At 29.9% G+C, this 26,326-nt stretch carries 22 protein-coding genes; all 22 read right to left on the bottom strand.

Features of this window, described 5'->3' with window-relative positions; all coding sequences use genetic code 11:
• Positions 1-55: 55 nt before the first annotated feature.
• Positions 56-361 carry an Rpn family recombination-promoting nuclease/putative transposase gene (locus J2Z35_RS04650; protein ID WP_209659910.1) on the bottom strand — a complete coding sequence of 102 codons (306 nt, stop codon included), beginning with the start codon at positions 359-361 and terminating at the stop codon, positions 56-58.
• A 211-nt stretch (positions 362-572) separates the two neighbouring features.
• Positions 573-1,301 (bottom strand): copper amine oxidase N-terminal domain-containing protein, encoded by a 729-nt coding sequence (locus J2Z35_RS04645; protein ID WP_209659908.1) that lies wholly within the window; start codon positions 1,299-1,301, stop codon positions 573-575.
• A gap of 436 nt (positions 1,302-1,737) precedes the next feature.
• Entirely contained in the window at positions 1,738-2,856 is a 1,119-nt protein-coding gene (locus J2Z35_RS04640; protein ID WP_209659906.1) for a TolC family protein, read from the bottom strand.
• 193 nt (positions 2,857-3,049) lie between these two features.
• Positions 3,050-5,053, bottom strand: coding sequence for a stalk domain-containing protein (locus J2Z35_RS04635; RefSeq protein ID WP_209659904.1), 2,004 nt, complete (start codon positions 5,051-5,053; stop codon positions 3,050-3,052).
• Positions 5,054-5,201: 148 nt separating this feature from the next.
• Complete coding sequence (locus tag J2Z35_RS04630; RefSeq protein ID WP_209659902.1) at positions 5,202-6,050, bottom strand: class I SAM-dependent methyltransferase; 849 nt, start codon at positions 6,048-6,050, stop codon at positions 5,202-5,204.
• Between the two features lie 348 nt (positions 6,051-6,398).
• Positions 6,399-6,950, bottom strand: a complete 552-nt coding sequence (gene pseH, locus J2Z35_RS04625) for a UDP-4-amino-4,6-dideoxy-N-acetyl-beta-L-altrosamine N-acetyltransferase (protein ID WP_209659900.1) — start codon at positions 6,948-6,950, stop codon at positions 6,399-6,401.
• 334 nt (positions 6,951-7,284) lie between these two features.
• Complete coding sequence (locus tag J2Z35_RS04620) at positions 7,285-9,069, bottom strand: glycosyltransferase (protein ID WP_209659899.1); 1,785 nt, start codon at positions 9,067-9,069, stop codon at positions 7,285-7,287.
• 14 nt (positions 9,070-9,083) lie between these two features.
• Positions 9,084-9,827, bottom strand: a complete 744-nt coding sequence (locus tag J2Z35_RS04615) for an ABC transporter ATP-binding protein (protein ID WP_209659897.1) — start codon at positions 9,825-9,827, stop codon at positions 9,084-9,086.
• Positions 9,828-9,842: 15 nt separating this feature from the next.
• Positions 9,843-10,613 (bottom strand): ABC transporter permease, encoded by a 771-nt coding sequence (locus tag J2Z35_RS04610; RefSeq protein ID WP_245330761.1) that lies wholly within the window; start codon positions 10,611-10,613, stop codon positions 9,843-9,845.
• A 227-nt stretch (positions 10,614-10,840) separates the two neighbouring features.
• On the bottom strand, positions 10,841-11,983 hold the full coding sequence (locus J2Z35_RS04605; protein ID WP_209659886.1) for a DegT/DnrJ/EryC1/StrS family aminotransferase: 1,143 nt from the start codon (positions 11,981-11,983) through the stop codon (positions 10,841-10,843).
• A 14-nt stretch (positions 11,984-11,997) separates the two neighbouring features.
• A complete protein-coding gene (gene rfbD / locus J2Z35_RS04600) occupies positions 11,998-12,837 on the bottom strand; it encodes a dTDP-4-dehydrorhamnose reductase (RefSeq protein WP_209659884.1) in 840 nt (279 codons plus the stop codon).
• Between the two features lie 25 nt (positions 12,838-12,862).
• Complete coding sequence (gene rfbA / locus J2Z35_RS04595) at positions 12,863-13,723, bottom strand: glucose-1-phosphate thymidylyltransferase RfbA (RefSeq protein ID WP_209659882.1); 861 nt, start codon at positions 13,721-13,723, stop codon at positions 12,863-12,865.
• A gap of 35 nt (positions 13,724-13,758) precedes the next feature.
• Positions 13,759-14,811, bottom strand: a complete 1,053-nt coding sequence (rfbB, locus tag J2Z35_RS04590; RefSeq protein ID WP_209659880.1) for a dTDP-glucose 4,6-dehydratase — start codon at positions 14,809-14,811, stop codon at positions 13,759-13,761.
• A gap of 10 nt (positions 14,812-14,821) precedes the next feature.
• Positions 14,822-15,793: a glycosyltransferase family 2 protein gene (locus J2Z35_RS04585; RefSeq protein ID WP_245330758.1), complete on the bottom strand. Its 972-nt coding sequence runs from the start codon at positions 15,791-15,793 to the stop codon at positions 14,822-14,824.
• Between the two features lie 10 nt (positions 15,794-15,803).
• Positions 15,804-16,700 (bottom strand): glycosyltransferase family 2 protein, encoded by an 897-nt coding sequence (locus J2Z35_RS04580; RefSeq protein ID WP_245330757.1) that lies wholly within the window; start codon positions 16,698-16,700, stop codon positions 15,804-15,806.
• Between the two features lie 5 nt (positions 16,701-16,705).
• The gene (gene rfbC, locus J2Z35_RS04575) at positions 16,706-17,275 is read right to left on the bottom strand and encodes a dTDP-4-dehydrorhamnose 3,5-epimerase (protein WP_209659878.1); all 570 of its coding nucleotides are present in this window, start codon (positions 17,273-17,275) and stop codon (positions 16,706-16,708) included.
• Between the two features lie 35 nt (positions 17,276-17,310).
• The gene (locus tag J2Z35_RS04570) at positions 17,311-18,759 is read right to left on the bottom strand and encodes a sugar transferase (RefSeq protein WP_209659876.1); all 1,449 of its coding nucleotides are present in this window, start codon (positions 18,757-18,759) and stop codon (positions 17,311-17,313) included.
• Positions 18,760-18,825: 66 nt separating this feature from the next.
• Complete coding sequence (locus tag J2Z35_RS04565) at positions 18,826-20,751, bottom strand: O-antigen ligase family protein (protein ID WP_209659873.1); 1,926 nt, start codon at positions 20,749-20,751, stop codon at positions 18,826-18,828.
• 113 nt (positions 20,752-20,864) lie between these two features.
• Positions 20,865-21,989, bottom strand: a complete 1,125-nt coding sequence (locus tag J2Z35_RS04560) for a TolC family protein (RefSeq protein ID WP_209659871.1) — start codon at positions 21,987-21,989, stop codon at positions 20,865-20,867.
• Positions 21,990-22,003: 14 nt separating this feature from the next.
• Entirely contained in the window at positions 22,004-22,756 is a 753-nt protein-coding gene (locus J2Z35_RS04555) for a stalk domain-containing protein (RefSeq protein ID WP_209659869.1), read from the bottom strand.
• A 76-nt stretch (positions 22,757-22,832) separates the two neighbouring features.
• Positions 22,833-24,893 carry a copper amine oxidase N-terminal domain-containing protein gene (locus tag J2Z35_RS04550; RefSeq protein WP_209659861.1) on the bottom strand — a complete coding sequence of 687 codons (2,061 nt, stop codon included), beginning with the start codon at positions 24,891-24,893 and terminating at the stop codon, positions 22,833-22,835.
• 310 nt (positions 24,894-25,203) lie between these two features.
• Positions 25,204-26,322, bottom strand: a complete 1,119-nt coding sequence (locus J2Z35_RS04545) for a S41 family peptidase (RefSeq protein WP_209659860.1) — start codon at positions 26,320-26,322, stop codon at positions 25,204-25,206.
• Positions 26,323-26,326: the final 4 nt, after the last annotated feature.

The following is a 26,326-nucleotide window of genomic DNA, read 5'->3' as shown; positions in this document are numbered from 1 at the left end:
ATACTTTTTTAAAGTCATTGACTAGGTTATACTAGTTTTATAGAGGGGGTCAAATTTATTCGTAATTGGGGGTCAATATTAAGTGTAAATCAACATATGCTTCTTTATTGTTTATTTTTACCCCGTAGATTAAGTCTGTAAAGCTTTCTTCTAAATGTTTTCCAACATATGTTCCATCTTTTCTTTCCATTTTGTTTAAATCCATTATATCTAGTACTTCTTTAGGAATATTTTTTTCTATGAAGTCTTTTGCTATTTCTTTCCTTCCCATTACGTCTTTAAATGTAGCATCATGGGGATTTTTGACTTCGTTTTTCTGCTTTTTTAAACTTTTATTTTCTCCATCTTTACTTTTACTCAATCTACCACCTCTTTTCTGCTCTTTGCTCTTTTTCTATATTATACCATAATTTTCTAAAGTTCTGTCCATAGTAAAAGCCCCAGCAAAATTCGCTAGAGCCTTATCCCTAAACACTTCAAGGTTTTATCACCTCATTCAAAACCTTTAATTTCATTAAATTTAGTTGGTCTAATTTAGTTGAGAATGGGACATTAGATACGTCCCCTCGTCCCTATATTCCAAAATCATCTGTGTTGGATATATGAGTTAGTACACTTACATAGTCTTGTGTAAATATTGCAACATCATATTCTGGTGGGTTTTTTAATATTTTTTCTACAGGAACTTCTGAAATAACCCCATCTTTTAAAATATATGCTTTAAACTCTGCTTCACCACTCCTTGCATCTTGAGCAAACATCAAATAATCTGGATTTGTTACAAAATTATTATATGTGTGAAATTCTTTTAAACTCATTAACTTCTCAAACTTTTCAAAGGTTCTTAGATACTCTCTCGTCGAGATTTTGCCGTTTATTACATAACTTGGTTTTTCAGGAATTGTATTAACTATAACACTTTTTGTATCATTATCCCATGAAATATCAGCTCCTAAGGCAGTTGCTACTGCGCCCAAAGGAATCATTGTTCTTCCATTTATTATTATTGGCTCAGTGTCCATGTTGTGGCTAATTAGATTAACAACCATTCTTTTATTACCTACTTGTATACTCATATCATTATCATCATTCCATATATTTGCCATTTGAGATTCAGGTATCCATTCAATACTATAGCCAAGAGCATTTGATATAAGTGAAATCGGTACCATAGTTCTATTATCATTATTTATAAACGCATCTGCTTCTATTTTCTCTCCATTTACAATTATGCTTGGCTTATTATAATTCCCCTGAGCTTGACTTCTACCTACTACTGGAAATAATATATTTGTAGTCAACAGAGTTAAAGCAAGTATAGCTTTTAATTTCTTAGTTACCCATATTTTTTTTATATTCATAATCCCCTTTTGTTTTATTTCCCAGCATAATATAATAGGCTGAATTCTCTAACTATTATATCATAATGCCCCTCTAAATACAGGTCTAATGTATCCCATCTAAAATATGTAATTTTATTTTTAAAAGACATATTTTAATAATATCATTTCTTTAGAATAAATATTTTTAAGAATTATAAAATTCCTCTTCATACTAAAAGTTCCAGCAAAATTCCGCTGAAGCCTTTATTCCAAACACTTCAAGATTTTCTGACCTAATTCACAATCTTTAATTTCATCTAATTTAGTTGACACTGGGACATTAGATACGTCCCCGCGGCTCTATCCTGGGACATTAGATACGTCCCCGCGGCTCTATCCCCGCGGCTCTACGGCTCTATTGTTTCATTTCGTAGTCCAGTATAAGTCTATACACTGATATGATTTTATTCATATGACTTTTTTCCAGTTCTTCAAAAGAAGCTGAAGCTTTTTCAAAATCAACTTTGCTAATTATACCTGTATCGAATTTCACCTTTTCTATAGCTAGCCCTTCTTGCTCATGAAGAAGGTCGCTATAGTTTCTATCAAGGTCAATTAGAGCTATATATATTCCTGTGTATTCTTTTTTTAGATTAAGCTTTTCTATTCTCTTTGCCTCATCTATATCCCACAGGAGCTCTTCAAGTCCAAGTTCTTCTGCTCTTTTATCATACTGGTAAGTTCCCTCTGGAAAAAACGTTTCAAGTCTTCCAAGGGTATCTTCTATCTCCTCTAGATTTTCCTTGAGATTCTCTATATCTTTTGAGTTTTCGATTACAAAACTTACAGCATCTTCAGGAACATATATAGAATCTAGCCCTACATTTACTTTAATCATTATTCCTTCTAAACTAAGATCATATCTTGCATCACTTTCGTATCCAATTATCTCATTTAAATCTTCAAATAACTTCTCAATATCACTTTTTAGTATATCGAGTTCAGATTTTAATATAGAAAGTTGTGTCTTTGCATTTTCTAGTTGAAGAGGATATATGGTTCCAACTTTAAGGGAAAGCTCAGCTATTTTTACATCTTTTTCTGCAAGTTCAATAGCTCTTTCCTTATCCTTTATCTCATAAGATTTATTGACTATTTCTTCAAACTTTGATATAGCAGTTTTTTCATTTTCATCTTGAAGATTTTCAAGTCTATCTTCATAAGACTCTATCTTCTCATCATAATCATAGGGCTTTCCACCAGAGATATATGTCACTGTTTCTCTACCTAGATAATCATAGCTGTAATTTTTTGCATCAAAATATGGATCATAATTCTTATCCTTTTCCTGAGCTATCTTATCTATAGCCTCTTGATATGGCTTTTTATCTGCCGTATGCTCTCTTGCCATCATCCTTATCTGCCCTATAGTAAGCCTATCAACTACAATCTCATCTTGAGCATGTACCATAGCCGGTGCAGCCATAGAAAAAGATAACAGAAGGCTTAAAGCAATATTTTTATATAATTTCAACTTAAACACCACCTAATTTTTTATGTACCTACATTATACCATTTTTTAATTTTTTTCACTCTTCTATATTAAATTGCTACAAATTTGTAATATTAAAAATCAAAATTTAAATCTCAAATTAAATAAGGGCGGGAAATCCCGCCCTCTTAGATATATTATTAATACAGCTTAGTTAAGCTAAAAGCTAAATTCCTTATTGTCTAAATATAGTTACAGATTGTGTGGCTCCATCCCAAGTTATTTCAGCTCCAAATGCTTGTCCAAGAAAAGCAACTGGTATGAAAGTACGGCTATTTACTATTACTGGAGCAGTATCCATAACTATTGTCTCTCCATTAACCACAAGATTTCTATCTCCTATTACCATAGTTGCAATAGAACCTGTCATCCCCTCTGCAGGAGATACAGTCACAGTTCTAGTCTCAGCATCATACTCTACAGTTGCATTAAGAGCAAGCCCAGTTGCAGCTACAGACATCATCGTACGGCTGTTTTCTATATATGGCGCTGTATCAAACTCTACAACATTGCTTTGTCCGTTTGAAATCATAGTAAAATTAGGATTTCCAATTCTAAATATCCCAGTAGTTCCAGGGGATACTCCTGTGTTTGAAGCTCTAAATAATACGGCTTCACCAATTGTTGTTTCGCTAGATTCTCCATAATTTGCTTTAAATACTGCACTATAATCTCCAGTAAATGCAAATTGATCTAAGGTCACTGTTATATCACTTATAGTTATTACTGAAGCATCTCTTCCAGATTCAGTAGCTATATCAAAAGTAAATACTCCGTTTCTATAGTCAAAATCTTCTACTTCAAGACTTCCATCTACATTAATCTGGGCATTTGTGATGCTCATTCCTCTATACTCTGGGCTTATCTCTATAGCATAGCTTCCATTTCTAAGAGAACCACCATCTACCTCTTCTATTACTATATCAGCTACAGCTTGGTTTTGGATTCCAAGATTTATTGTAGTTGGTCTTTCTACAGCTATATTTGCACTGCCTCCAACTTCTGCTATAACCACTTCCTCTTCAACACCTTGTCCTTCTATCATTAATTTTATCTCTCCAACATAATCTCTATCAGGAATTATATTGAACATCATTTCCCATCTGCCTTTTGCTCCAGATGAGCCTGAGGTATTAAGGTCTATTACCTCGCCTCTGGTTCTACTAGATATATTAAGGCTACCAGCAAGCCTATTTATATCAAAGTCTTCTGATGAATCAAATCTTGCCCCTTCAAGTTCAAGAGTATATGTTCTATTTGAAGTAAGTGAGCTTTCTATTACTTCTTCAAGATTTACTTTTATTTCTCTAGAAGAAAGATCTCCAAGAGGTATCTCAGTAACCCTAGATACAGAAATGTCTACCGCATAATCAACTATCTCTGCTATAGTTACTGTACTTGGGCCATCAACAAGACCTTGCCTAAACTCCATCTGCACTGGTCCAAGTGATGCGCCTCTAGGTACATCAATCACAGGCTCTATAATTAGTCTATCTATTCTACTTGTTGTATTCATTCTTACAAAAAGATTTTCATCACTTCTTGTAAGATTAGTTATATTAGCTCCATTGATTTCAGTATCTAGATTCCAAGAATATCCACTTGGAAGTCTAAGTACAAAGAGGTCTCTATCAGATGGCCATGCCAACGGAGTAGGCTCAGTAATTACAACTGTTCCCGCTTTTTCTCCTTGATTTCTTCCTATTTTCTTAACATCATCAACCCTTACTGTAGCCTCATCTCCTCTTACTTGAGCATAGACTACTTCTCCACTAGTTACAGCAGTCCCCATAGAATCTATATTTACAGTAAGATCTCCTGATGCATTTCTAAGCTCTACATCCATAGGAATTATTATATTTTGTCCTGATGTAAAATCTCTAGTAAACTCAATCTCTAGCTCTCTTCCAGTCTTTAGTATGATATCTGCTCCATCAACCTGTGGATCTTCCCATACTGCACCCTCAGAAAGAGAAAGCCTTATAGCTTCGCCAGATCTTACAGTCCCGGTTCTTACAGTAAGTACAAGATCAGGAACATCGCCCTCTATCTCACCATCAGATGGTACTCTTGCCTCAAAAGATACAGTATTTTCTGTAGCTGCATAAGATAAATTAGATGCTGGCACCAGACCAATTACAAGCACCATTATTAATAAAAACATTGATATTTTTTTCATTACCTAAAATCCCTCCTTATTCATTCTAGTTAACCTATACCCAATTGATATATAAAATAACTTTTTGAGGGTATTACAGTTTAGTAACAAAGTTTACATATTTCTATAAATAGAAAGAAAATAAAAAATTCATAATAGTTTAGTCTGATCATTCTTTATTTTCTTGAAGTTTAATTATTAGGTTATACCTTTCATCAAGTAAAATTGATTGTTTGTGAATATATTCATCTTTTAAAATCATTTCTTGTTGAAGCTTTAAAATCATTTCATATCTTTCATCTAGTATTTTTCTCTGGGCTTGGATATAATCGTGTTGTTTCCTTATAGTTTCGCTTTGTGGTTCTATAATTAAAGATTCTTTTTTTATTTTATTTTCAGTATTTTTTATTACAATCATATAATAGTTAATAATCTCTACCACGTTATTATATTTTTTTCTTGACATTCTTTTTTTTTCTTCAGTCATATTATTATATTCTGGAAAGTATAAAAATTCGATTTTTTGAGTTCTTAATTCTATATTCATATCGCTATTGGCAGAATATTTCAACCCCCAAGTCTGACAACTAGGAGTAACCCAATCATCCTTAGGAATATCACAATCCTCTTCTGAAGAAAAAAATCTAAATGTATGTTCATTAAAGGCAATGTTGTTGTTATGATAGATATTTGCTAAATTAGCAGAAGTATTATAATACGGAACTGTTATAAAAACTTGAGCATTGTGCTTACATACTCTATAAATTTCAGATACAATATGTTCCAAGTTATCAAGATGTTCTAAACAATGAGATGAATATACATAATCAACCGAATTATCTTCAAACGGTAACTTATCTAAATTTAAATCAAGAATGTAATCTGCAGTGCTATAAGGAGAACTATCTATTCCTATAAAGCCTTCTTGCTTTTTTCTCCCACAACCAATGTCAATTTTCAATCCTAAATTTTCTACATTGTCAATTTCTATAAAATTATTATCTTCGATAAAAATCAACCTCCTTATACTAAAAATAATTAAATCTTTGCAAATTTATAAATAAAACATCAATACTTTCACAATATCTTAAAAAATTTTAAATATAACCAGATTTTTATTAGACTTTCTAAATATACATACATATTTTAATATATTTTTATTTATAATAAGAAAATTACATTTAGAAATTCTTTTATCCTAATATAAATTTAATTTTAAAAAATATTTTTCATATTATATAGTTTTGAAATTTAAGTATAAAAATATCTAATTAAGAAAACAATATTTATTGAAAATAATATTTTAATTTTCAGTTCTTTAACAAAGATATAATATTCTATTTGTAAATAATTCAATTAAATTTATTTACTCTTCAATATCTATTTTTTCATATTTAAAATCATTTCTAGTCATATCCCATTTTGATTTTAAAATCGCCATTGAAGTTACGTCGTAAAATTTTCCTTTTTTATAAATATGATCTTTAAACACACCTTCGACTTCACTTCCGAATTTCTCATGAATTTTTATAACTCTATCATTAAAATTAAACACTTCACAATATAATCTATTCATATTTAGTTTATAAAAAACAAAATCATAAATGTTACATTCTAAATTTCTTCCTATACCTTTCCCTCTAAATGAGTCATCTCCAATAAAATAACCCCACTCACATTTTTTATTATGATTATCAATTTGATAGAGCCAAATCACGCCTATGGCTTTTGACTCCATTTCTATTATCCAGTACTTTACACTGACATCATTCATAATTTTCTTGTACCATTTTTTTTGTTTATCAATGTCTAAAATAGGATCCGTGTAAAGATTTTCTGTAATTGAAGGTTTCATTCTCCATTCCATTATTAAACGCAAATCACTTTCTTTAATTTTTCTTAATTTTAAATTTGCCATTTCATTCACCTCTTTGTTTAAAATAGTTTAGTATTTCCATAACCTAAGCTCTTTATTTGAATATAATTTTTTTATTTTCAAAAATGCAATACCTTTGAAAACCTTATCTTTAAATGGTTTTAAAGAAATCTGTTTCTAAGTTTGTCAATAAAGAAGTATATCTTAGAAATTCTATTTTTAGAGTTTTATTGTCATGAGATCTGAAAATTTGATTATCCTATTGTTTTAATCGTCTATCTTAATAATGTGTTTGTTCTACTGAGTTTTATAACTTTGATATTTCTAAGTCTTTGCCTTTTTGCTGGACTTTGAAATACTTATAAATTTTTTCATATTACTTATAGATTTTAAATATATTTACACATATAATTGTTTTTAGATAAAATAAAATTACTTTTATTCTAACTAAAGTATATAATGTTTTTTTAATCAATTTTTCTATAAATGCTTTTATACTCCTTAAAAACCTACTTTTTTTAAATATAATTTTAGTATATCTCGAAATAGCTTTCATATCTTTATATTGTTTAGGAATTTTAATCTTGGATAAGAAAAAAGCATATAAATATACTGGAGATTTTCTTGAATAAAAAGTCTCTTCATATTTACGTTCTTTTTCTGTGAATGTTTGAAAAAAATCTATTATTTCTTTCTGACTCCATAAATCTTTAAATTCTTTATAAGTTTCTAAAATTTTATTTTTGATTATATTTCTATCCATATCTATAGTAGGAATACAAAATACATTCAAATCGTTAACTTCTGGTGTATGATGTGGGAAAATATAATATATATTATCTTGTTTTTTTATAGGAATCGGAATTTGTGAATCGAATATTATAACTTTATCCATATCAATTTCTTCAATAAATTTATCTACTTCTGGAGAAATATCAGTAAATACAAAAAAAACATTAAATTGATTTTTATCTAATACTTTTCCATCGAGAAAGTTTTCTATATATTCCACCTTATAAGCTATACCCAGATTTTGTAATAAATACAATAGTACATCTCTTCTTTCATAAGAGTAAGTATTTTTACTATGCAAAATAAGAATCTTGTGTTTAAGAATATTAGTTGAATTTTCATTCTTAAAAGTACTATTATACACATTCTTAATATCTTTTTCCCATTCAAGAACAAATGAATCAAAAGAATAGTTTTTCAAAACATCTTGTTGTGCATTTACTTTTATACTATTTAAAAGATTGTTATCGTTTATTAAACGTTTGATAGCACTATACCAACTATTATAATTGTTAAATACCAATAATCCATTTTTTCCATTATTAATACATTCCCTATAGAGTTCAGTTTGACTGTATATTCCCGCTACTCCCATACCACCATATTCACGATATTTATTATTAGTTTTGGAATTATGAAATAAATCGTCTTTTAAAGGAGCCAATCCAATATCAAAATTTTTCTTATAAAAAGTTTTGATGTATGCATCATAATTTTTTACAGTTGGCATAAAGAAACAATTTTCATATTTTATTAATCTCTCAGGTTTAAATCCCCAAATATAAAATTCCACCTTATTAGGGTACTCTTCTAATATTTTTATAATCGCTTTTTCAAATTCTTTATACATTTCATCTTGACTACCTCTACTTGTTGCATAAGTTATTCTTATTTTATCATTATTCTCTCTTTGTAATTCTTTAATTAATGAAAAATCAAAATATGCATTTTTCAGACTTATATTGGAGTTTTTTTGTGATATTTTCTCGAATAAAGGCTTAGAATATACTCTAACAAAATCCGCTTTAGCAATAATTGAGTCAAGAAAAAAAAGTCTTATAGGATTTCTGTGATATTTTCCTATTTCAGTATCAATACTTATATCATAGAAATTATCATCTATATCAAATATTAATTTATTTTTATATTGTAATGATTCAAAAATTATTCTATAATCATTCAGTTCGCAGTTTCTGCATAAAACAACAATATCATTCTTTTTTATTTGCTTTGGATTTTTAAAAAAGGTGAATCCAATTGTTAGAGTTAATATATTTTTTCTTTGCAACTCAAGTAATGGTTTGAGTATTGAAAGAACAGTAGAAGGCATTATGCTTGGTAATAAGCTGAAAATTTTTATTTTATTCATTTTATTTACACACCCTATATATTTGTTCTAGATTTATAAAATTCAATTGCTTCGGATGGTAACCCGTCATAAATAACACTGCCTTTTTCTAAAACTACAACTCTATCACATATTTTTGTAATCAAATCAAGGCTATGGGATACCATTATTACTATGTTAGATTCAGTAATTATATCATCCATTCTTTTTCGAGCTTTATCAATAAAATTAATATCCCCTCCTGCAAAAATTTCATCTACAATTAAAATGTTCGGTCTAATTTGTGTAGCTACAGTAAACGCAAGCCTCCCATACATACCTGTAGAATAATATTTCACAGGGGTGTCTATAAATTCATTTAAATCTGAAAAATCAATTATTTCCTCTTCCATATCTTTTAATTGTTTCTCACTATATCCCAATATAGCTCCGTTTAAATATATATTTTCTCTTCCAGTTAACTCTTGATTAAAGCCTGCTCCTAATTCTATTAAAGGGGCTATACTACCTTCAACTTTAACAAATCCACTTTCTGGATAGTATATCTGAGAAATTAATTTTAACAAAGTGCTTTTCCCAGCTCCATTGTTTCCTATTATTCCTATTCTTTCCCCTTCATTGAATAGTAAATTTATATCTCTAAGTGCATAAAACTCTTTATATTTATTATAATTTTTTTTATTTAATTTGTTTATCAAAAACTCTTTCAAACTCATTTGCTTTGTGGAATATAATTTAAATTTCAAGTTTACATTTTTTAATTCAATACTTGCACTCATATAATCTCCTCAATTCTAAAGATAAAATACTATTTCTTTTTCATATTTTTTAAATACTTGGTTTCCTACTATAAAAGAGATAACCGATATAGCTATAGCAGTTAGGGTTATCTCAAGTGGAGGAAATTCCCTTAAATACAAGGGATATCTAAACATATCAATTATATATGTTATTGGATTATAAATTACAATACCATATAATGGTGTGTCTCTAATATAATCCAATGGATAGAGTATTGGAGTTAAATAATAGAGCCCCGTTAAAAAAACCCCTATTAAATATGTAAAATCTCTAAAAAATACATTTACAATCGAGAATATAAGGCTGATTCCTAGAGTAAATATAAATAAAATAAAGAAAGATAGAGGCAGAAAAAATAAAGCTAGGTTTAATTCTATATTAATAAATAACATTATAAAAAATAATGCTGTCATAGAAAATAAAAGATTAACGAAATTTGAAACTACCAAAGATACGGGGAATAAAATTTTGGGAATATATATTTTTTTTATAAACCCTTCTGATCCAATTAAAGACATTGTTGCACTTTGAACAGTTCCGCCAAAATAATTGAATGGTAATAATCCCGAAAAAATAAACACTGCAAAATCTTCGATTTTGAATCTCATTATGCTTCCAAATACTATAGCTGATATTGACATTGTTAATATTGGGTTGAGTAGTGACCAGAGCAATCCAAAGAATGATCTCTTATATTTTACGGTTAATTCTTGCCTAATGAAATTTTTCAAAACATATGAAAATCTAAATAATTCTTTATACATATAAACCACTATAAATCCTCCTATTACTTTGTTAATATCAAAGTAAAATTCTAAAAAATAATTTTTAATTTAATTAAAATACTATATTTAGTTTTACAATTAGTAAGACTAAATGCAGAAAACTTCTTCTCTTTACTTTAAAAACCAATAAATTATTTAAAGGAAATTGAAGAGTTTTCTGTCTTGTTTAGTCTTATTAATTGATTTTCCTCAGTAATTTGATTAATCTAAGAATGTCTATTCTTGTTTACAAATTCTATAACTTTATCCGCAACATAGTCCACATCTTTTTTTGATAATCTTAAATGTAATGGAAGGGACATTATACGTTCACTCATTCTAGCTGAGTTTTCACATTCATCTTTTCCATGAGCATACATTCCATATTCGGTATTATCTCTGTAATGTACTCCAGGATAAATTTCATTTTCATTTAAATACTCCAATAGCTCGTCTCTGTTGTCAATTTCTATAACGTATAAATGCCTCGAGGATTCACATCCTCCTGCAACTAGAACTCTTTTAATTCCAGCAATTTCTTTAAATCTTTGGTCATACCAATTGCAAATTTGACGTCTAAAAGCATTATCTCTATCTAAAGTTTCTAACTGAGCAATTCCAATTCCTGCGATAATTGAATTACCATGATACTTGTAACCTAAATATTCAACATCATATTTCCACTTATAATTTCCCTTTTGATTAGTCCTAGCATAAGTATCTTTATTAATACCTAACCATGTCATTTTTCTACAAATTTCATCATCTTCTGCATCATTAAAGCAAATCATTCCACTATCGGAAGTAGGCAAGTTTTTAACAGCTTGAAACGAATAGACTGTACAATCTGCTTTTAGACCAGGCGTTTCTCCCTCAAATCTAGTACCTGCCATATGAGCTGCATCAAGAATTAACTTGAGATTATATTCTTTACATATTTCAATTATCTCTTTAAGTCTTCCTGTGTTTCCGCCTAAACCTACAAATAATATAGCTTTTGTCTTATCAGTAATCTGTTTTCTTACTGACTTTGGATCAAGACATAAATATTCATCAACATCAGCAAATTTTATTTTCATGTTTTCGTATGCAATCGCATGGTTAGTAGAAACAAAAGTCATTGGAGTTGAAATTATTTCATCATCTTCTTTCCAACCGTACTTCATTTTATATATTTTTACAGCTAAATGAAGTCCTGCTGTAGCAGAACTTAAGAAATGCGCATTACTGTGTCCTGTATAATCCTTCCACTTATCTTCAAATTCAACTGTTTTAAATCCAAGTCCTGTCCATCCCTTTTCTAAGCACTCTTTTATTTCTTCCATGCATCTTTCAATATTAAATGTTGGTACAAATAATTGAATTCCCATTTTCATTCTCCTTTTTAGTTATAATTTATTTTTATAAATTCTTTGGTTGCCTCTTTATAATTTCTTAAACTTATATTATAAGATTTTACTTTTTCATTAGATAATCTCGAATTCAAAGGACGGGTTAACGGAGTTTTAAACTCCTTAGAATTAGTTTTACTTATAATATCCTTAGAAAAATTCAGTAGTTCAGCTATGAAAATAGAATATTCATACCATGAGGTATGTCCTGAATTAGTCAAATGATATATTCCAGATGGAATATTTATTAGCTCATTTATTTTAGTTGCTATATCCTTTACATACGTAGGAGAACCCACTTGATCATATACTACAGAAAATTCTTTTCCTTCTTTCAGTTTTTCTATTATTTTCATAGGAAAGCACTTGCTAGAATCCCCAAACAACCATGAGACTCTCAAAATCCTATAGTTACTGAGATTGCTTATTATAATATCTTCCGAAATAGATTTAGTCATTCCATAAGTATTTAAAGGATTTTTTATATCTTCTTCAATATATGGGGTGACTTTATCTCCATCAAAAACATAATCTGTACTAAAATAAAGCAGTGGAATATCTCTCACCTGACATTCATGAACTATCCAATGCATAGATTCACAATTGATTTTATAAGCATCAAAATTATTTTCTGCTTCATTTACATTTGTGAATCCGGCACAATGAATAATATAATCCATTCTGTTCTCTGAAAAATATTTTTTTATTTTCCCTCTATCCAAAAGATTCAAATCATTTGAAGAAGGATATAATACGTCATATCCTAATTTTAAAAGAATTTCAACTATTTCTTTTCCTAGCATACCATTTCCACCAACGACAAGTATATTCATTTTAAAACTCCTATGCTAAGCTTTTTTAAATTAAATTCATTAAATAATGCCCATAATCACTCTTTTTTAATGGATCAGCTAATCTCATTAATTGATTTTTATCAATAAAGTTCATTCTATATGCAATTTCTTCTAGGCAAGCTACATACTGTCCTTGTCTTTTTTGGATGGCATGAACAAAATTATTAGCTTCAAGAAGACTGTCATGGGTTCCTGTATCTAGCCATGCTATACCTCTTCCCAGTAGTTCTACTTTTAATTTATTTTTCTTTAGATACTGATTGTTAACTTCTGTGATTTCAAGTTCGCATCTTGGAGAAGGCTCTATATTCTTTGCTATATTTACTACATCATTATCATAAAAATAAAGTCCTGGTACAGCGTAATTACTTTTAGGAGATTCTGGCTTTTCTTCAATACTAAGTACATTATAGTCTTTGTCAAATTCCACTACTCCATATCTATCTGGATCTGCAACCTGATATCCAAAAATAGTAGCTCCTTCTTTATTTTCCCTTGCTCTTTTTAATGTATCAGTAAATCCATGACCATAAAATACATTATCCCCAAGTACTAAAGCAACACTATCTTTGCCAATAAAATCTTCTCCAATTATAAATGCCTCAGCAAGACCATTCGGGGCTTCTTGTATTGCATAAGATACTTCTAGTCCCAGATGACTTCCATCTCCAAATAAGTCTTCATATAGCTTTATATCTCTAGGAGTTGATATTATCAGTATTTCCTTAATACCTGCAAGCATAAGAACGGATAAAGGATAGTAAATCATAGGTTTGTCATAAATTGGGATTATCTGCTTTGATATTGATACTGTCACAGGGTGAAGCCTAGTACCTGCACCACCAGCTAAAATTATACCTTTCATAAATGCACCTCATTTAATTAATCTAGTAACATAAATTATCTATTAGCATACATTGTTTCATAATACTCCATATAGTCCTTGTTTATAACTCGTGATAGCCACTCTGAATTTTCAATATACCAATTTATGGTTTCTTTAATGCCTTCTTCAAAGGTATATTTGGGAGCCCATCCAAGCTCTGTTGTTATCTTTGTATTATCTATAGCATATCTTCTATCATGTCCAAGTCTGTCTTCTACATATTTTATAAGAGTTTCATTTTTGCCTAGACTTTCAATAATCAGCTTAACAATCTCAATATTCGCTTTTTCGTTGTTACCGCCTATATTATATACTTCTCCAGTTATACCTTTTTCAAGGACTGTTCCTATAGCTTCACAATGATCTTTCACATGAAGCCAGTCTCTTATCTGCATCCCATCTCCATATACAGGTAATTGCTTATCTTTAAGGCAATTATTAATCATGAGAGGTATTAACTTTTCTGGAAATTGATATGGTCCATAATTGTTTGAGCATCTAGTGATATTTGTTGGCATCTTGAATGTCTCGTTGTAGGCCCTTACTATTAAATCAGATGCTGCTTTTGATGCTGAATAAGGACTGTTGGGTTTTATAGGAGTAGTTTCTGTAAATAATCCAGTCTTACCAAGAGTACCATATACTTCATCAGTGGAAACCTGGACGAATTTCACACCTTCTTTATAAATAGGATATCCATATTCGTCTTTATCTATCTGCCAGCTTTTTTTTGCTGCGTCAAGCAGTATCTGTGTCCCCATGACATTAGTGTGAATAAAAATCTGGGGATTTGATATGCTTCTATCTACATGGCTTTCTGCTGCGAAATTTACCACATAGTCAAAATTTTCTTTTTCAAAAAGTTCATTTATAAATTCTGAATCTGCTATAGACCCTTTTACAAATTTATAGTTTTTATGATTTTCAATTTCTTTAAGATTTTCTAAGTTCCCTGCATATGTAAGCTCATCCAAATTAACTAAATTATATTCTTCTTTTTCTATGATTAGCTTTACAAAATTCGAACCTATAAAGCCTGCTCCGCCTGTTACTAGCATTTTTTTCATTATATCCACCTCAAGTTAATAATATTTTAATTCTTTCTAAGATAAATACTGGTACATTTATAATTAATTTAAATTGAATCCATAAATAATTTTTCATGTGTGGTATCTTAAAATCCACTTTATTTAATTTTCTTAAATCTTTTAATGCATACATGCTTTCTTTTAGATAATTTTTGCCAAGTCCATGTTTGCTAAAAAATACTGATTTTATTAGAGCTCCAATTATTAAAAATGGTAAATTGATTAAGATTAAAAGTAGTGGTAGATTTTTGTAAAGAAGATATACATTATTTCTAGCAGAAAGTTTAGTTTTAAATTCAGTTTTTTTGTTACCTGTAGTACCGCTTATTATATGATATACAATAGCATCAGGACAAAAATAATTTTTATATCCATAGCAATTGGCTCTAAATCCAATATCTACATCTTCTAAATATGCAAAAAATAATTCATCAAAGTATCCTATATGATTAAATACTTCTTTTCTATATAAAGAAGCTCCTGCGCAACAGGAAAACACACGTCTTGGAACTTTATTTGTCCCTATATTTTGATTGAAACCTCTTTTAAACGCCCATCCAAAACTATTGTATTCGTCTCCTGCATCATCAAGTAAGTCTCTATTGTTAAATTGTATCATTTTTGCATTTACAGAAAAAATCTTATTATCCTTATTTATAGCATTCACTAAATTTTCAACACAGGATTCATCAATTTCAGTATCATTATTTAATAAAAACACAAACTCTCCTCTGGAACTCTTTATACCTTCATTAACCGCTCCAGAAAAACCTGTATTTGTATCCATAATAGTGAGTTTTACTTTTGGATATCTATCCCTTAGGAAATCAACGCTCCCATCATCAGATGCATTGTCAATTATTATAGTTTCTATATCTTTATAGGATTGATTTTCGATTGAATCGAGACATTTTTCTAAAAAATGCTTTCCATTATAATTTGGTATGACTATTGAAACCATAATATTTTAACTAACCTTTCTTAAAAAAATTTGTCAGTAGCTTTATAAAAAACATGGAGTATATTCCTATATAAACCAACATACTTACTAAAAAATTATTCTGAGCTTTGTAATGTTTTTTATAAAAAATAACCATCGCATTATAAAAATGAAATAAAGTCTTAAATCTTCTTTTTTTTCCGCTTTCACCCTTATAGTGAATTACATCTCCAAGCTTTGGATTGTACATTATTCTATAACCGTTTTTTTTTAACCTATAGCAAAGATCTATATCTTCTCCGTACATAAAAAAATTTTCATCAAAAGATCCAAATTTGTCTAGTATGGTTTTTTTAGTTAAAAAAAATGCTCCAGAGATAACATCTACATCATGGATTTCATATTCTGATAAAAAAGATAGTTTATACTTACCGTATTTTGCTTTATTTCCAGTAATTTTATCTAGTTTTAGAAAATAATATAATGAATCCTTTGGCGTTGGAAATCCACGTTTGCATCCATTATCTAAAAAACCTTTTATGTCTATAAGTCTAGGACCTACAGCTCCAACATCTGAATTATCTTGAAGAAATTTTATTCCTCGATAAAATGAATTAGCTGTCAATTCAGTATCTGAGTTGAGAAAACATATATACTCCCCTTTTGCCTTTTTGAGAGCTAAGTTGTTTCCCTTGCCAAAGCCTAAATTGGTTTTGCTAGGGATAAAAATAATATTATTTTTGCCTTTTGAATATTTCTCGAGCAAAAATCTATCATTGTTTTTAGAGCCATTATCTACTAATAGTATTTCATATGATAAATTTTCAGTAAATCTAAAAATTGATTCAATTGTATTTATAGTTTTTTCATAAGTCATATAATTAACTACGATAATCGATATATCTATAAATTCTTGATTTTTTTTCATATAAATCAATCTCTTTCAAACTGGATGTTTAAATCTTCAAGATATGGTAGGTTTAGGTCTTTTTCTGAAACAGTAACTGAATCAATGCCATATTCTTTGAGCTTCCAATCTATATTTAATTGGGGATCATCCCACTTGATACCTCCATCGTACTCAGGTGCATAGTAGTCAGTGCATTTATAATTAAAAACAGCTTCTTCTGTAAGAACAAGAAAACCATGGGCAAATCCTGTTGGAACATAAAACATATTTTTCTCATTAGAATCAAGGACTGCACTCTCCCAATGTCCATAAGTAGGAGAATTTTTTCTTAAATCAACTGCAACATCAAGTACCTTTCCGTAGGTGCATCTAACGAGTTTCCCCTGAGTATGTTTAGTTTGAAAATGAAGACCCCTTAATACCCCTTTTTTGGATTTGGATTCATTATCTTGCACAAATTCTTCCTCAAAACCTAGTTGTTTCAAAGTATTTTTGTTGTAGGTTTCTAAAAAGTATCCTCTTTCATCTCCAAATACCTTTGGCTGAATATGTATGAGGCCTTGAATTTTAGTGGGTTTTATCTCGAAGTTCATCTCTTCACTCCTTATTATGTGTTAACATTTTTGTTTTATTTCTCATAAAAATAATTATATTCTATAAAATTTTCATTCTTTGTTTCAATAATGCCTTTCTGTTCCTTAATTGCTTCATACTCGTCTTCTTTGTTTTCTCCTCTTTGCAACGTACCAATTATAATCTTTTTAATGGTTTCCACAATAATTAGTATATCATAGTAAATAGATACATTCCTAATATACATCAAATCATATTTTATTTTGTATTCAGGGGTTGTGGAATATTTGCCAAGTATTTGAGCGAGTCCTGTAACACCAGCTTTCACAGTTAATCTATATTCAAAGCTAGGAATATTCTTATTGAATTCTTCTATAAAAAACGGCCTCTCTGGTCTTGGTCCTACTAATGACATATCTCCTTTTAAAACATTAAACAGCTGAGGTATTTCATCAAGCCAAAAGCGTCTTAAGATTTTGCCTATAGGAGTTATCCTATTATCATCATGGGATGCCCAGATTGCTCCGGTAGCTTTTTCTGCATCTTTAATCATAGATCTGAATTTTATAATATTAAATTTTTTGTTATTTATTGTTGCTCTTTCTTGTGTATAAAAAATAGGCATCCCATCAAAAGCTAAAATAGAAAATGAAGTAATTAGAATCACAGGTGATAATATTAAAAGTGCTAACGAGCTAAAAACTATATCAAAAGCTCTTTTGATAATTTTTTTCTCCACAGATAGTTGTAAGTTTTCCACTTTGAAAGCTGGTATATCTGAAAACTGAACAATTTCTGATTTATATATAGCTATTTCAAACGTCTTGGGTACTATATATAGACTCTTGTTTAGAATTATGGAGGTACTAATAATATCATCTTTAATTTTATTATCTACCATATCACTAATAAATATTTTATCCGCCTTTTCAATGAATCTCTCATATTCAATGAGATTTGGGTCTATATAAAATTTCACTCTATCCATATCGCTATTGCTAGACAAAATTTTTATCATTGTATTTTCTTTATCTTCAATAGGTCCAATCACAACTATATTTTTTGTTCCTCTGTATTTTCTTAGAAACTTAATAAAAATAACTTTAACTGTTATAAAAAGGAAAAAATGAATTACAACTGCTTGTAGTATCAGTGATCTAGGCAGTGCAAACTCTCTAGAAAAAAAAGCTATAGATAGAGTTCCAATATTTATCATTAAAACAACAATTGTCATTGTAGCTATAATTTCTACTAGGTTTTTTCTAATCATTTTAAAAGTGTTATTAAAGAGCAATACCATGGCAGAAAAAAGTGTAATATATGGCCATATTTCGCTATAAGCATTTATATTCCTTTCATCATATCCAAACACACTAAAAAATTCTAATTTGAAAGCTATCCAATATCCTAAATGAACAATAAACAAATAGGCAATGAGCTCTATTATTTTTATTAAAAGCCCATCAGATTTATTTTTTTTTAAAAAATCAAATAAGTTATTCATCATTTCACTCTCTCACATATTCATGACTTAGATTCGTTTATAATTTCAAACTAATAGTACTATTTTTTAAATTTCATCCTTTAATGAAATATTCCTGCTAATTAATAACCCCAACAATATCATAACTATAGGAGTAATTGCTATTATACTGTCGTTGAAAATTGATGAAATTAAAAATCCTAAAATGGATGAACTAAGAGCTAGTGAATAAAAATCATTTTTGATTAAATATAGCTTAATTCCATTAAAAATGGATATCCCAATACCTACTATAAATATAATAAGTGCTAAAATTCCTGAATGAATACCTATTTGAAGATATAAGCTATGAGGCTTGTCTACAATTTCCCAGATTTGCCAATATGCTGGCCCCACTTCTACTTGTTTAGCATAAATGTCATACTGAGGAAACTGGGTTATAAATGTGTCTTGTCCTGATCCAATAAGCAAATTATCAAATAAGAGCGGAAAACTTCTTGACCATATATATCCTCTATTTGACCCTAATTGACCTTTTCCGTGAAAGCCAATATATGGAGCTTCTGTAATCTCAATGTCTCTAAAGGTGGAATTAGAAATACTTATATCATTACCTCTAATCATGAAATATAGTTTCATATTACCATAATCAACAAAGTTAAGCTCTATTGATGAAATATCTTCTGAATTACTCACATATGTAGTGATTAGAAGGTTTTCATATTTTTCAGCTCCAACGGATAAGTTTTCTACTTTTTCAGAAATTGGTCTATTATAAATCTCTTCATTTTCAAAATCACTTAAAATAACGTTAGTCCCATTAGAAGTTATCATTATTTCTTGATTATTAATTTTAATTTCTGCTTCACCATCTTCATTAATAAAAATATTATTTAGAGGTCCTATTTCCCTATAGTTTAGCTTTTCTGCATCTCCCCCTAAAAGTTCAAAAGCTTCATTTCTAATTCTTGCTAAAGGGTTTGTGCTCATAGGAATATATGATATTAAAAGCGTTGCTATTGTTGTAATTAGTGCTATAGGTATTACGCCTTTTAACATTGCTCGGTTATATTCATCTTTTGATTTATTATGAATCAAATGCTTAATAACAAAGAAAAATATTATTATAATTAGCGAAATCAATGTTCCAAGCACTCCAGCTTCACTTCTGCTGAACAAAAGAGCCAAGATTGAAAGAAACGATAAAATTCCAAATACTATTTTCTCTTTTAAATTTTTAGTATAGATCATATACGTAAACATTAATGGAGCATACAAACTTATATATCCTCCAAGATAATTAGGATTGTAAAAAACTCCATATGAATATCCTTCACCAAATTTTATGCTTATTTCCTCAAGACGTGAAATAATCTCTCTAGGAATCATAAGGTTAGTCATTAACTCAGTATCAAAAATATCCATACCAAAAAATTGAAAAATTGCTATTAGAGATATTACTCCTCCAGATATTCCTAAGCTATATATAAGAGCTTTGATTTGGCTTTCTTTAGTCACTAAGTTTATAGTTGAAAAAATAAGTAAAATATAACATAACACAATCCACATCCCTTCATGTCTTTCATTAAAGCCGTGAAGAGCTATCTGAGGATAATCTGAAAATGTTGTTGACAAGATTACAAGTAGTGCATACCCACCCATAAAATAGTATGCTTTAGTTCTTTTTATTTTCTTAGTAAAGAAAAATGTATGTATCATAGTCCAAATTGTAACTAAGTATATAAATATCTTTTTATAATATGTGAAAAAATCTGCATTAACTCTTTCTCCAGTCCAATAATCATAAAAAGGTCCTTCTAATGGAATTAATTTAAGTCTAATTACAAACGGTAGAAAAAACACTAAAATAATTAAAGGCAAAATAGGGAATATATCTTTAAATATATTTTTAAATATATTTTTATTACTTACATTAGTTTCAGTATTAACTGACAGATTGGTTTTGATTTTTTTCTTATCTTTTAAATCATTATTTTTTTTAATTTTGCTCAAAAGAAAATCCTCCTTAAAATATTAGGATACAACAACTTATTATATCATAAGGGAAGTTGTATTCATATAATTGAGGAGGATTCGATACTTTATTGTAATATTTCACTTATTATTTACATTCCTGAAAGTACTGGATTACTATATACATAAATCAAAAAACCATGCTGTCTTTCAATCTCTTCTAGCGTGTTTTTAAGTTCAACAAGTTGCAAATTCATATCTTTTATAGGCTCTTGAGTTATTAATCCAGCAGATTCTCTAACTTTCATCATCTTAATTTCTTCTTCTAAAATCCTAATAGAGTTTATAAGTATTTCTCTATTTTTCTCTAGAGTTTTAATATTGTCATACTTTGTCCTTACTGATTCTCTAACATCATTTCTCAATGTAGATAGTTCATTGGATAGTAAGCTTTGGTCGATTTTTTTTATGTTATATGGTTCACTACTTATGCTTTCACCTGTATTTATAGGTGGTAATGTTAGTATAAATAGCTCAAGTTCAAATTCTTTAAAGTCAATTTCTTGTTCTTTTCCCCAAACTAAAATATTATTAGATAAAGCAAGAGATTCTTGCTTTGTTACATCTGTTTCTGATTCATTTAGTTTTTCGAAAGAAACCTTATTACTTTCTATTGGTCTGTCAACCTTAGTATTTAAAACTTTTTCGAGTTCTAAATAATAAGACTCAATGCTTTTATTGAGTTTTTCTAGGTTTTTTTCTGAATTTGAAAGCTCATTTTGCATAGTAATTAAATCAAATTGACTTGAAACTCCTAGATTATTCTTGATTTTTTCTAAATTTAATTTTTCTCTCATTCTAGAAATTTTAAGTATTAAAATCTCTTTTTCATTAATAGCTTTATCTATATTGTTAAAAGCGGATAATATTTGTAATTTTATATTTTCTAGAGTAACCATTTTCTGAACTTCTACTTGATCTTTTTGAAATCTAATTTGCTTAGACTGGGCCATAAAACTTGCTGATTTAAAACCAAAAGGGTCATCTTCTGGAAGATAAAATCCTAAGTCATACTCTAAAGACCTACTAGATTCATTAGCTCTTCTATTTTGATTATCCAGTTTTCTTAATTCAGGATTATTTTTCTTAGCTAGATTATATGCTTCTTCTATTGTTAATAAGTTATTTTCTTCCTCTGCAAATATATCTACTGTTCCTGCTGTAAAAATAAATGTCGAAAGAATTAACAAAAAAGAAAGGATTTTTTTTGTTTTCACGAGATTTCTCCTCTCTAGTCATTTTCTATATAAAATCTTACATCTTGTGTTTTTTCAGTAAATCCATCTGAATAGCCCACTGTAAATAAAATTTCCATTTTTTCCAAATCTTTTGGCAAATTGGTGTAGCCAATAGTTCCATTAACTTTATCTCCATTATTTAGGTAATTAAATAAAGAAAAATCTAAAAAGCTAGATGATGGGCTATATGTTACCCCATCAATAATTAACTTTGTTTCCAAAGGTAATATTTTATATGGTTTGGCTGAATTCGTATTTTCTAAATTCAAAGAAAGGTATGAGACATTACCGAAAGAATTGAAATCAAAATTTTGTAATCTAATCTCAAATCCATCAAGAGATTGAGTAATAGGTAAAGTTGAATATCTTATATTATCTTGTCTTGTAGAGGTATCTTCTTCTAGTTCCTTAATTCTTTCATTTAATTTACTTATTTCATTTTCATAATTTTCTATGATATCTTCCAATTCAGTCTGATGTGAATTATATACAAAATTGATTTGCTTTGTTTGAGAATTAAAAGTAACTTCTGCTCCTAGATTCTCCCCTACAAACCTTGCTGGAACATAACTTCTTCCTTCATATACTAACGCTTTATACTCTGGAGGAAGTTCTTTTCTTTCTCCATTAAATATAAAACTAAACCCTTCATTAATATATGATTTCACTTCTATTGGTTGAGCAAAAGAAATTAAAGTTGTGGAAATTAATAGTCCTGTTAGAATACCCGAGAGAAATTTCTTCATTATATCACCTCTTTAATTATACAGAAAGAGGGTTTCCTCAAGGAAACCCTCTTTTCTTTTTATTTTTTATTATAGATTACTGAGCGTTAGGGAACATAGTAACTGTTCTTGTAGCTGCATCATAAACTATATCAGTACCATTTTGGATTCCAAAAGCTTGAGCTACATAAACTACTGGAACAAATGCTCTAGAGTTAACTATCTCTGGCTTAGCATCCATAGCAACTGGAGATCCATTTACTAGAAGAATATTAGTATCTAGGTTCATTGATACCACTAGATTATCTTTAGTAAATACTGCAGTTCTTGAAGATGGTGAATAGTTTACAGTTGCTCCAGCAAGCTGAGCTACAGTTCCTATTGGAAGCATAGTTCTGTTGTTAGAGATGTATGGAGCTGCATCAAGAGTTCTTGTTTCAGTTCCAACTGTATAAGTTACCGAATCAATGCTAAATACTGTAGTAAGTTTTCTAGCATCTTGAATTTCTGTAACAACATTTAAGAAAGGTATATCTTTTTGTATTTCTCTTGTTGATGTTTTAGCAGTACCAGCTTCTGTCCAATCTTCTCTATATGCTAATCTAGCATTTAAAGGTCCAAAAGCTACTGTTCTATCAAGAGTTATTTTTACATCTTTTATAACTATCGTAGAAGCAGTTCTTGATTCGCCTTCTACTTCAAGTATTATTCTTCCGTTAGCATTGTCATAATCAACATCTACGTCGATATCTCCTGACTCTACTTCTACGTCTACATCTAGAATTCTAATTCCAGAAACTGATTGAGATGGGAAATCAATCCAGTAGATACCTTCTCTAAGAGCAGCACCTTCAGTTTCAACTATAGTAATTTCTGGAGCCATTTGATTTTGAAGTCCAAGAATTACATCTGTAGCTTTTTCAACAGTAACTGTAGCCGGCGCAAGTATATCAGCAAGCTTTATAGTTTGCTCTTCTACTCCAGCTCCTTCAACAGTAAGTTCTAAATCTTTGCCACCAGCATTGAATTTACCAAATAGAACTAAATCTAAAGTGATTTTTTCAACTCCAGCGTTAGGCTTAACGAAGAATTCATCTTCAAAGTGTTCAACATCCGCTGTAGCAAGAGTAATTTCTTGTGCAGTTCCACCAACTACAGCACCTCTAAGAGCAACTTCACCATTAGTAACTTTGAAAGATATTTCTCTGTTAGATAAGAAAGACTCAGTTCCAGTTCCTTCAAGTGTAACTCTAACTTGATTAGCTCTATCTTCTCTATGTCCACCTATTATTTCTTGAACTTTGTCAACTTTAGCAACAACTTCATAATCTTTATATTCAGCTATGTCAATAAATTCTGTAGTTCCGCTTATTCTTACTCTTACATCTACATTTCCAGTGTTAGCATCTCTACCAGGTCTCACAACTGGAGTAACTATGAATCTTTCAACAACTGACGAATTTTGAGTAAGGTTGAAAGTTAAAGTTTCTTCACCTTCAAAACCTACTGGAGTAACATTTGTAGTTGAAGTGCCAACTACTTTTTCTACTTTTGTTCCAGCTTCCCAAGTAAAGTTTCTTGGTAAAGTAAGTGTAGCTGTATTTCCAGTGAAAGCATCTACATCAATTTCTCTGATTTCGAAAACAGAAGCAGCATTAGAAGTTCTAGTTATAGTTTTTTCACTTTCTAGAGCTCTAACAACTATGTTTCCAGTACCAGAAACAACTGCGTAAGTTAAAGTTTGATTAGTAACGTTAGCATTTACGTTTCTAACTTGAACTTTTTGCTCACCTTCAGCATTGTTAAACTGTACGTTTACTCCTATATTGAATTGTGTAGGAGCAGGATCAGGAACAGTTATTTCAAGAACCTTGCTTCCTCTTGGAGTTACAGTAGTCACAGTATTTCCGCCTTGATCTGTAACAATTACGTTTGCGTTAGTTGCCCACTCTGCATTGTCTCCTAATGCGATTTCAAAAACTCCACCAGTAGTGAAATCTAAAGCCCCATCTTTTTCTACTACTAAGTCTAATCTAATACTACTGTCTGCAGCAACTGTTTGAGTTGAAACAGAAGCTTTTGACGCTGCGAATGATGACATTGGTAGTAAAGCAACAACCATCATAAGCGCCATTAATAGAGATAATTTTCTCTTCATGTTTGTCTTTCCTCCTTTAAAATATGTGTTTTTTTGTGTGAAGGTTTTGCAGTCCCTCTAACTGGTCCACTGTATGTAGTAGACGATACACTAAGAATTATAGCATTACATACAACCCTAGTCAATACTATAGTTTGGATGTAATATACTTGTAACCTGGCTGGTTCTTGTTATTCCCATACCCCAGGTCTCTACAGTTATTATACTACTAATTTTCTGATTTTAATGTTACATCTGTGTTACACTTCGAAGTTTTTGTAGTAATATTCCCAGTATTTTACACATTTCTCTGTTGTAATTTTATATTGGTTTAATTTTCTTTTAAGGTGTTTATAGCTCTTAAAAGTTGTATATCCTTGCCTTCTTTTTGGTTTTCCGATGAAGGTACTGATATATCTGGCGCTATCCCTACATTATTAATGTCTCTTCCTGATGGAAGTATATACCTAGCTACCGTAAGCTTAATAGCTTCGCCGTTTCTTAGGCTAAAAAGGTCCTGAACTGTTCCTTTGCCGTAAGTTTTTTCTCCAATTAATATTCCTGAGTTAGTATCTTGTATAGCTCCAGAGAGTATCTCTCCTGCAGATGCGGTGGAGCCATCTATAAGGACTGCTACTTTTTCAAACTTCTTATTCCCATTTGATGAATATACTTCGGCTGGTTTGTTTTTGTACCTTACTTCAAGTATCTTTCCTTTTGGTGTAAAAAAGTTAGATACGTTTATGGCTTCATTTAATAGTCCTCCTGGATTTCCTCTAAGATCTAGGACTATCTTTTCAACTCCCGCTATTTGAAGCTTCGCTATCTCTATGGATACATCTCTTGTGATATTGCTATTAAATTCTCTTATTCTTAGGTAGCCTATGCCTTCTTCTAGGACTTTGCTCTCAAAAGAATTCACCTTTATTATAGCTCTAGTTATTTTAATTTCTTTCATTTCTTCATCTCTTTGTATTACTATCCTTACCTCGGTACCTTCTGGCCCTTTGATTTTTTCTACTACTTCTGTAATTTCCATATTAATAGATATAGCTTCCCCATCTACCTTTATTATCTTGTCCATAGGTAGCAGTCCTGCTTTTCTTGCTGGCGAATTTGGAAAAGTCTCTATAATATAAAACCCATCATCTCTTTTTCCGATAGATGCTCCTATTCCTGCAAATGAGCCTTGTGAGTCTTCTATAAATGTTTTAGTTTCTTCTATTGTTAGGTATCTGCTATGGGGATCAAGGGAGTCAAACATTCCTTTAATAGCTGCGTCATAAAGCTCTTCTTCACTAACTTCAAGGGCGTAGTTTTCCTGTATATATTCCTTTACTGCGTTAAAGAATTCCTGATCTTTTGTAATTGCTTCTCCATAGGAAAGGCTAGGAAGAAGCATAGTTACTATAGTGAGTACAAGAAGGTATTTTTTTAAATATTTTTTCATTTTT

The sequence above is a fragment of the Acetoanaerobium pronyense genome (genome assembly GCF_017874355.1).
GTDB lineage: Bacteria > Bacillota > Clostridia > Peptostreptococcales > Filifactoraceae > Acetoanaerobium > Acetoanaerobium pronyense.
Note: the sequence above shows the minus strand (reverse complement) of the source record. Positions and strands in the feature narration are given on the sequence as shown.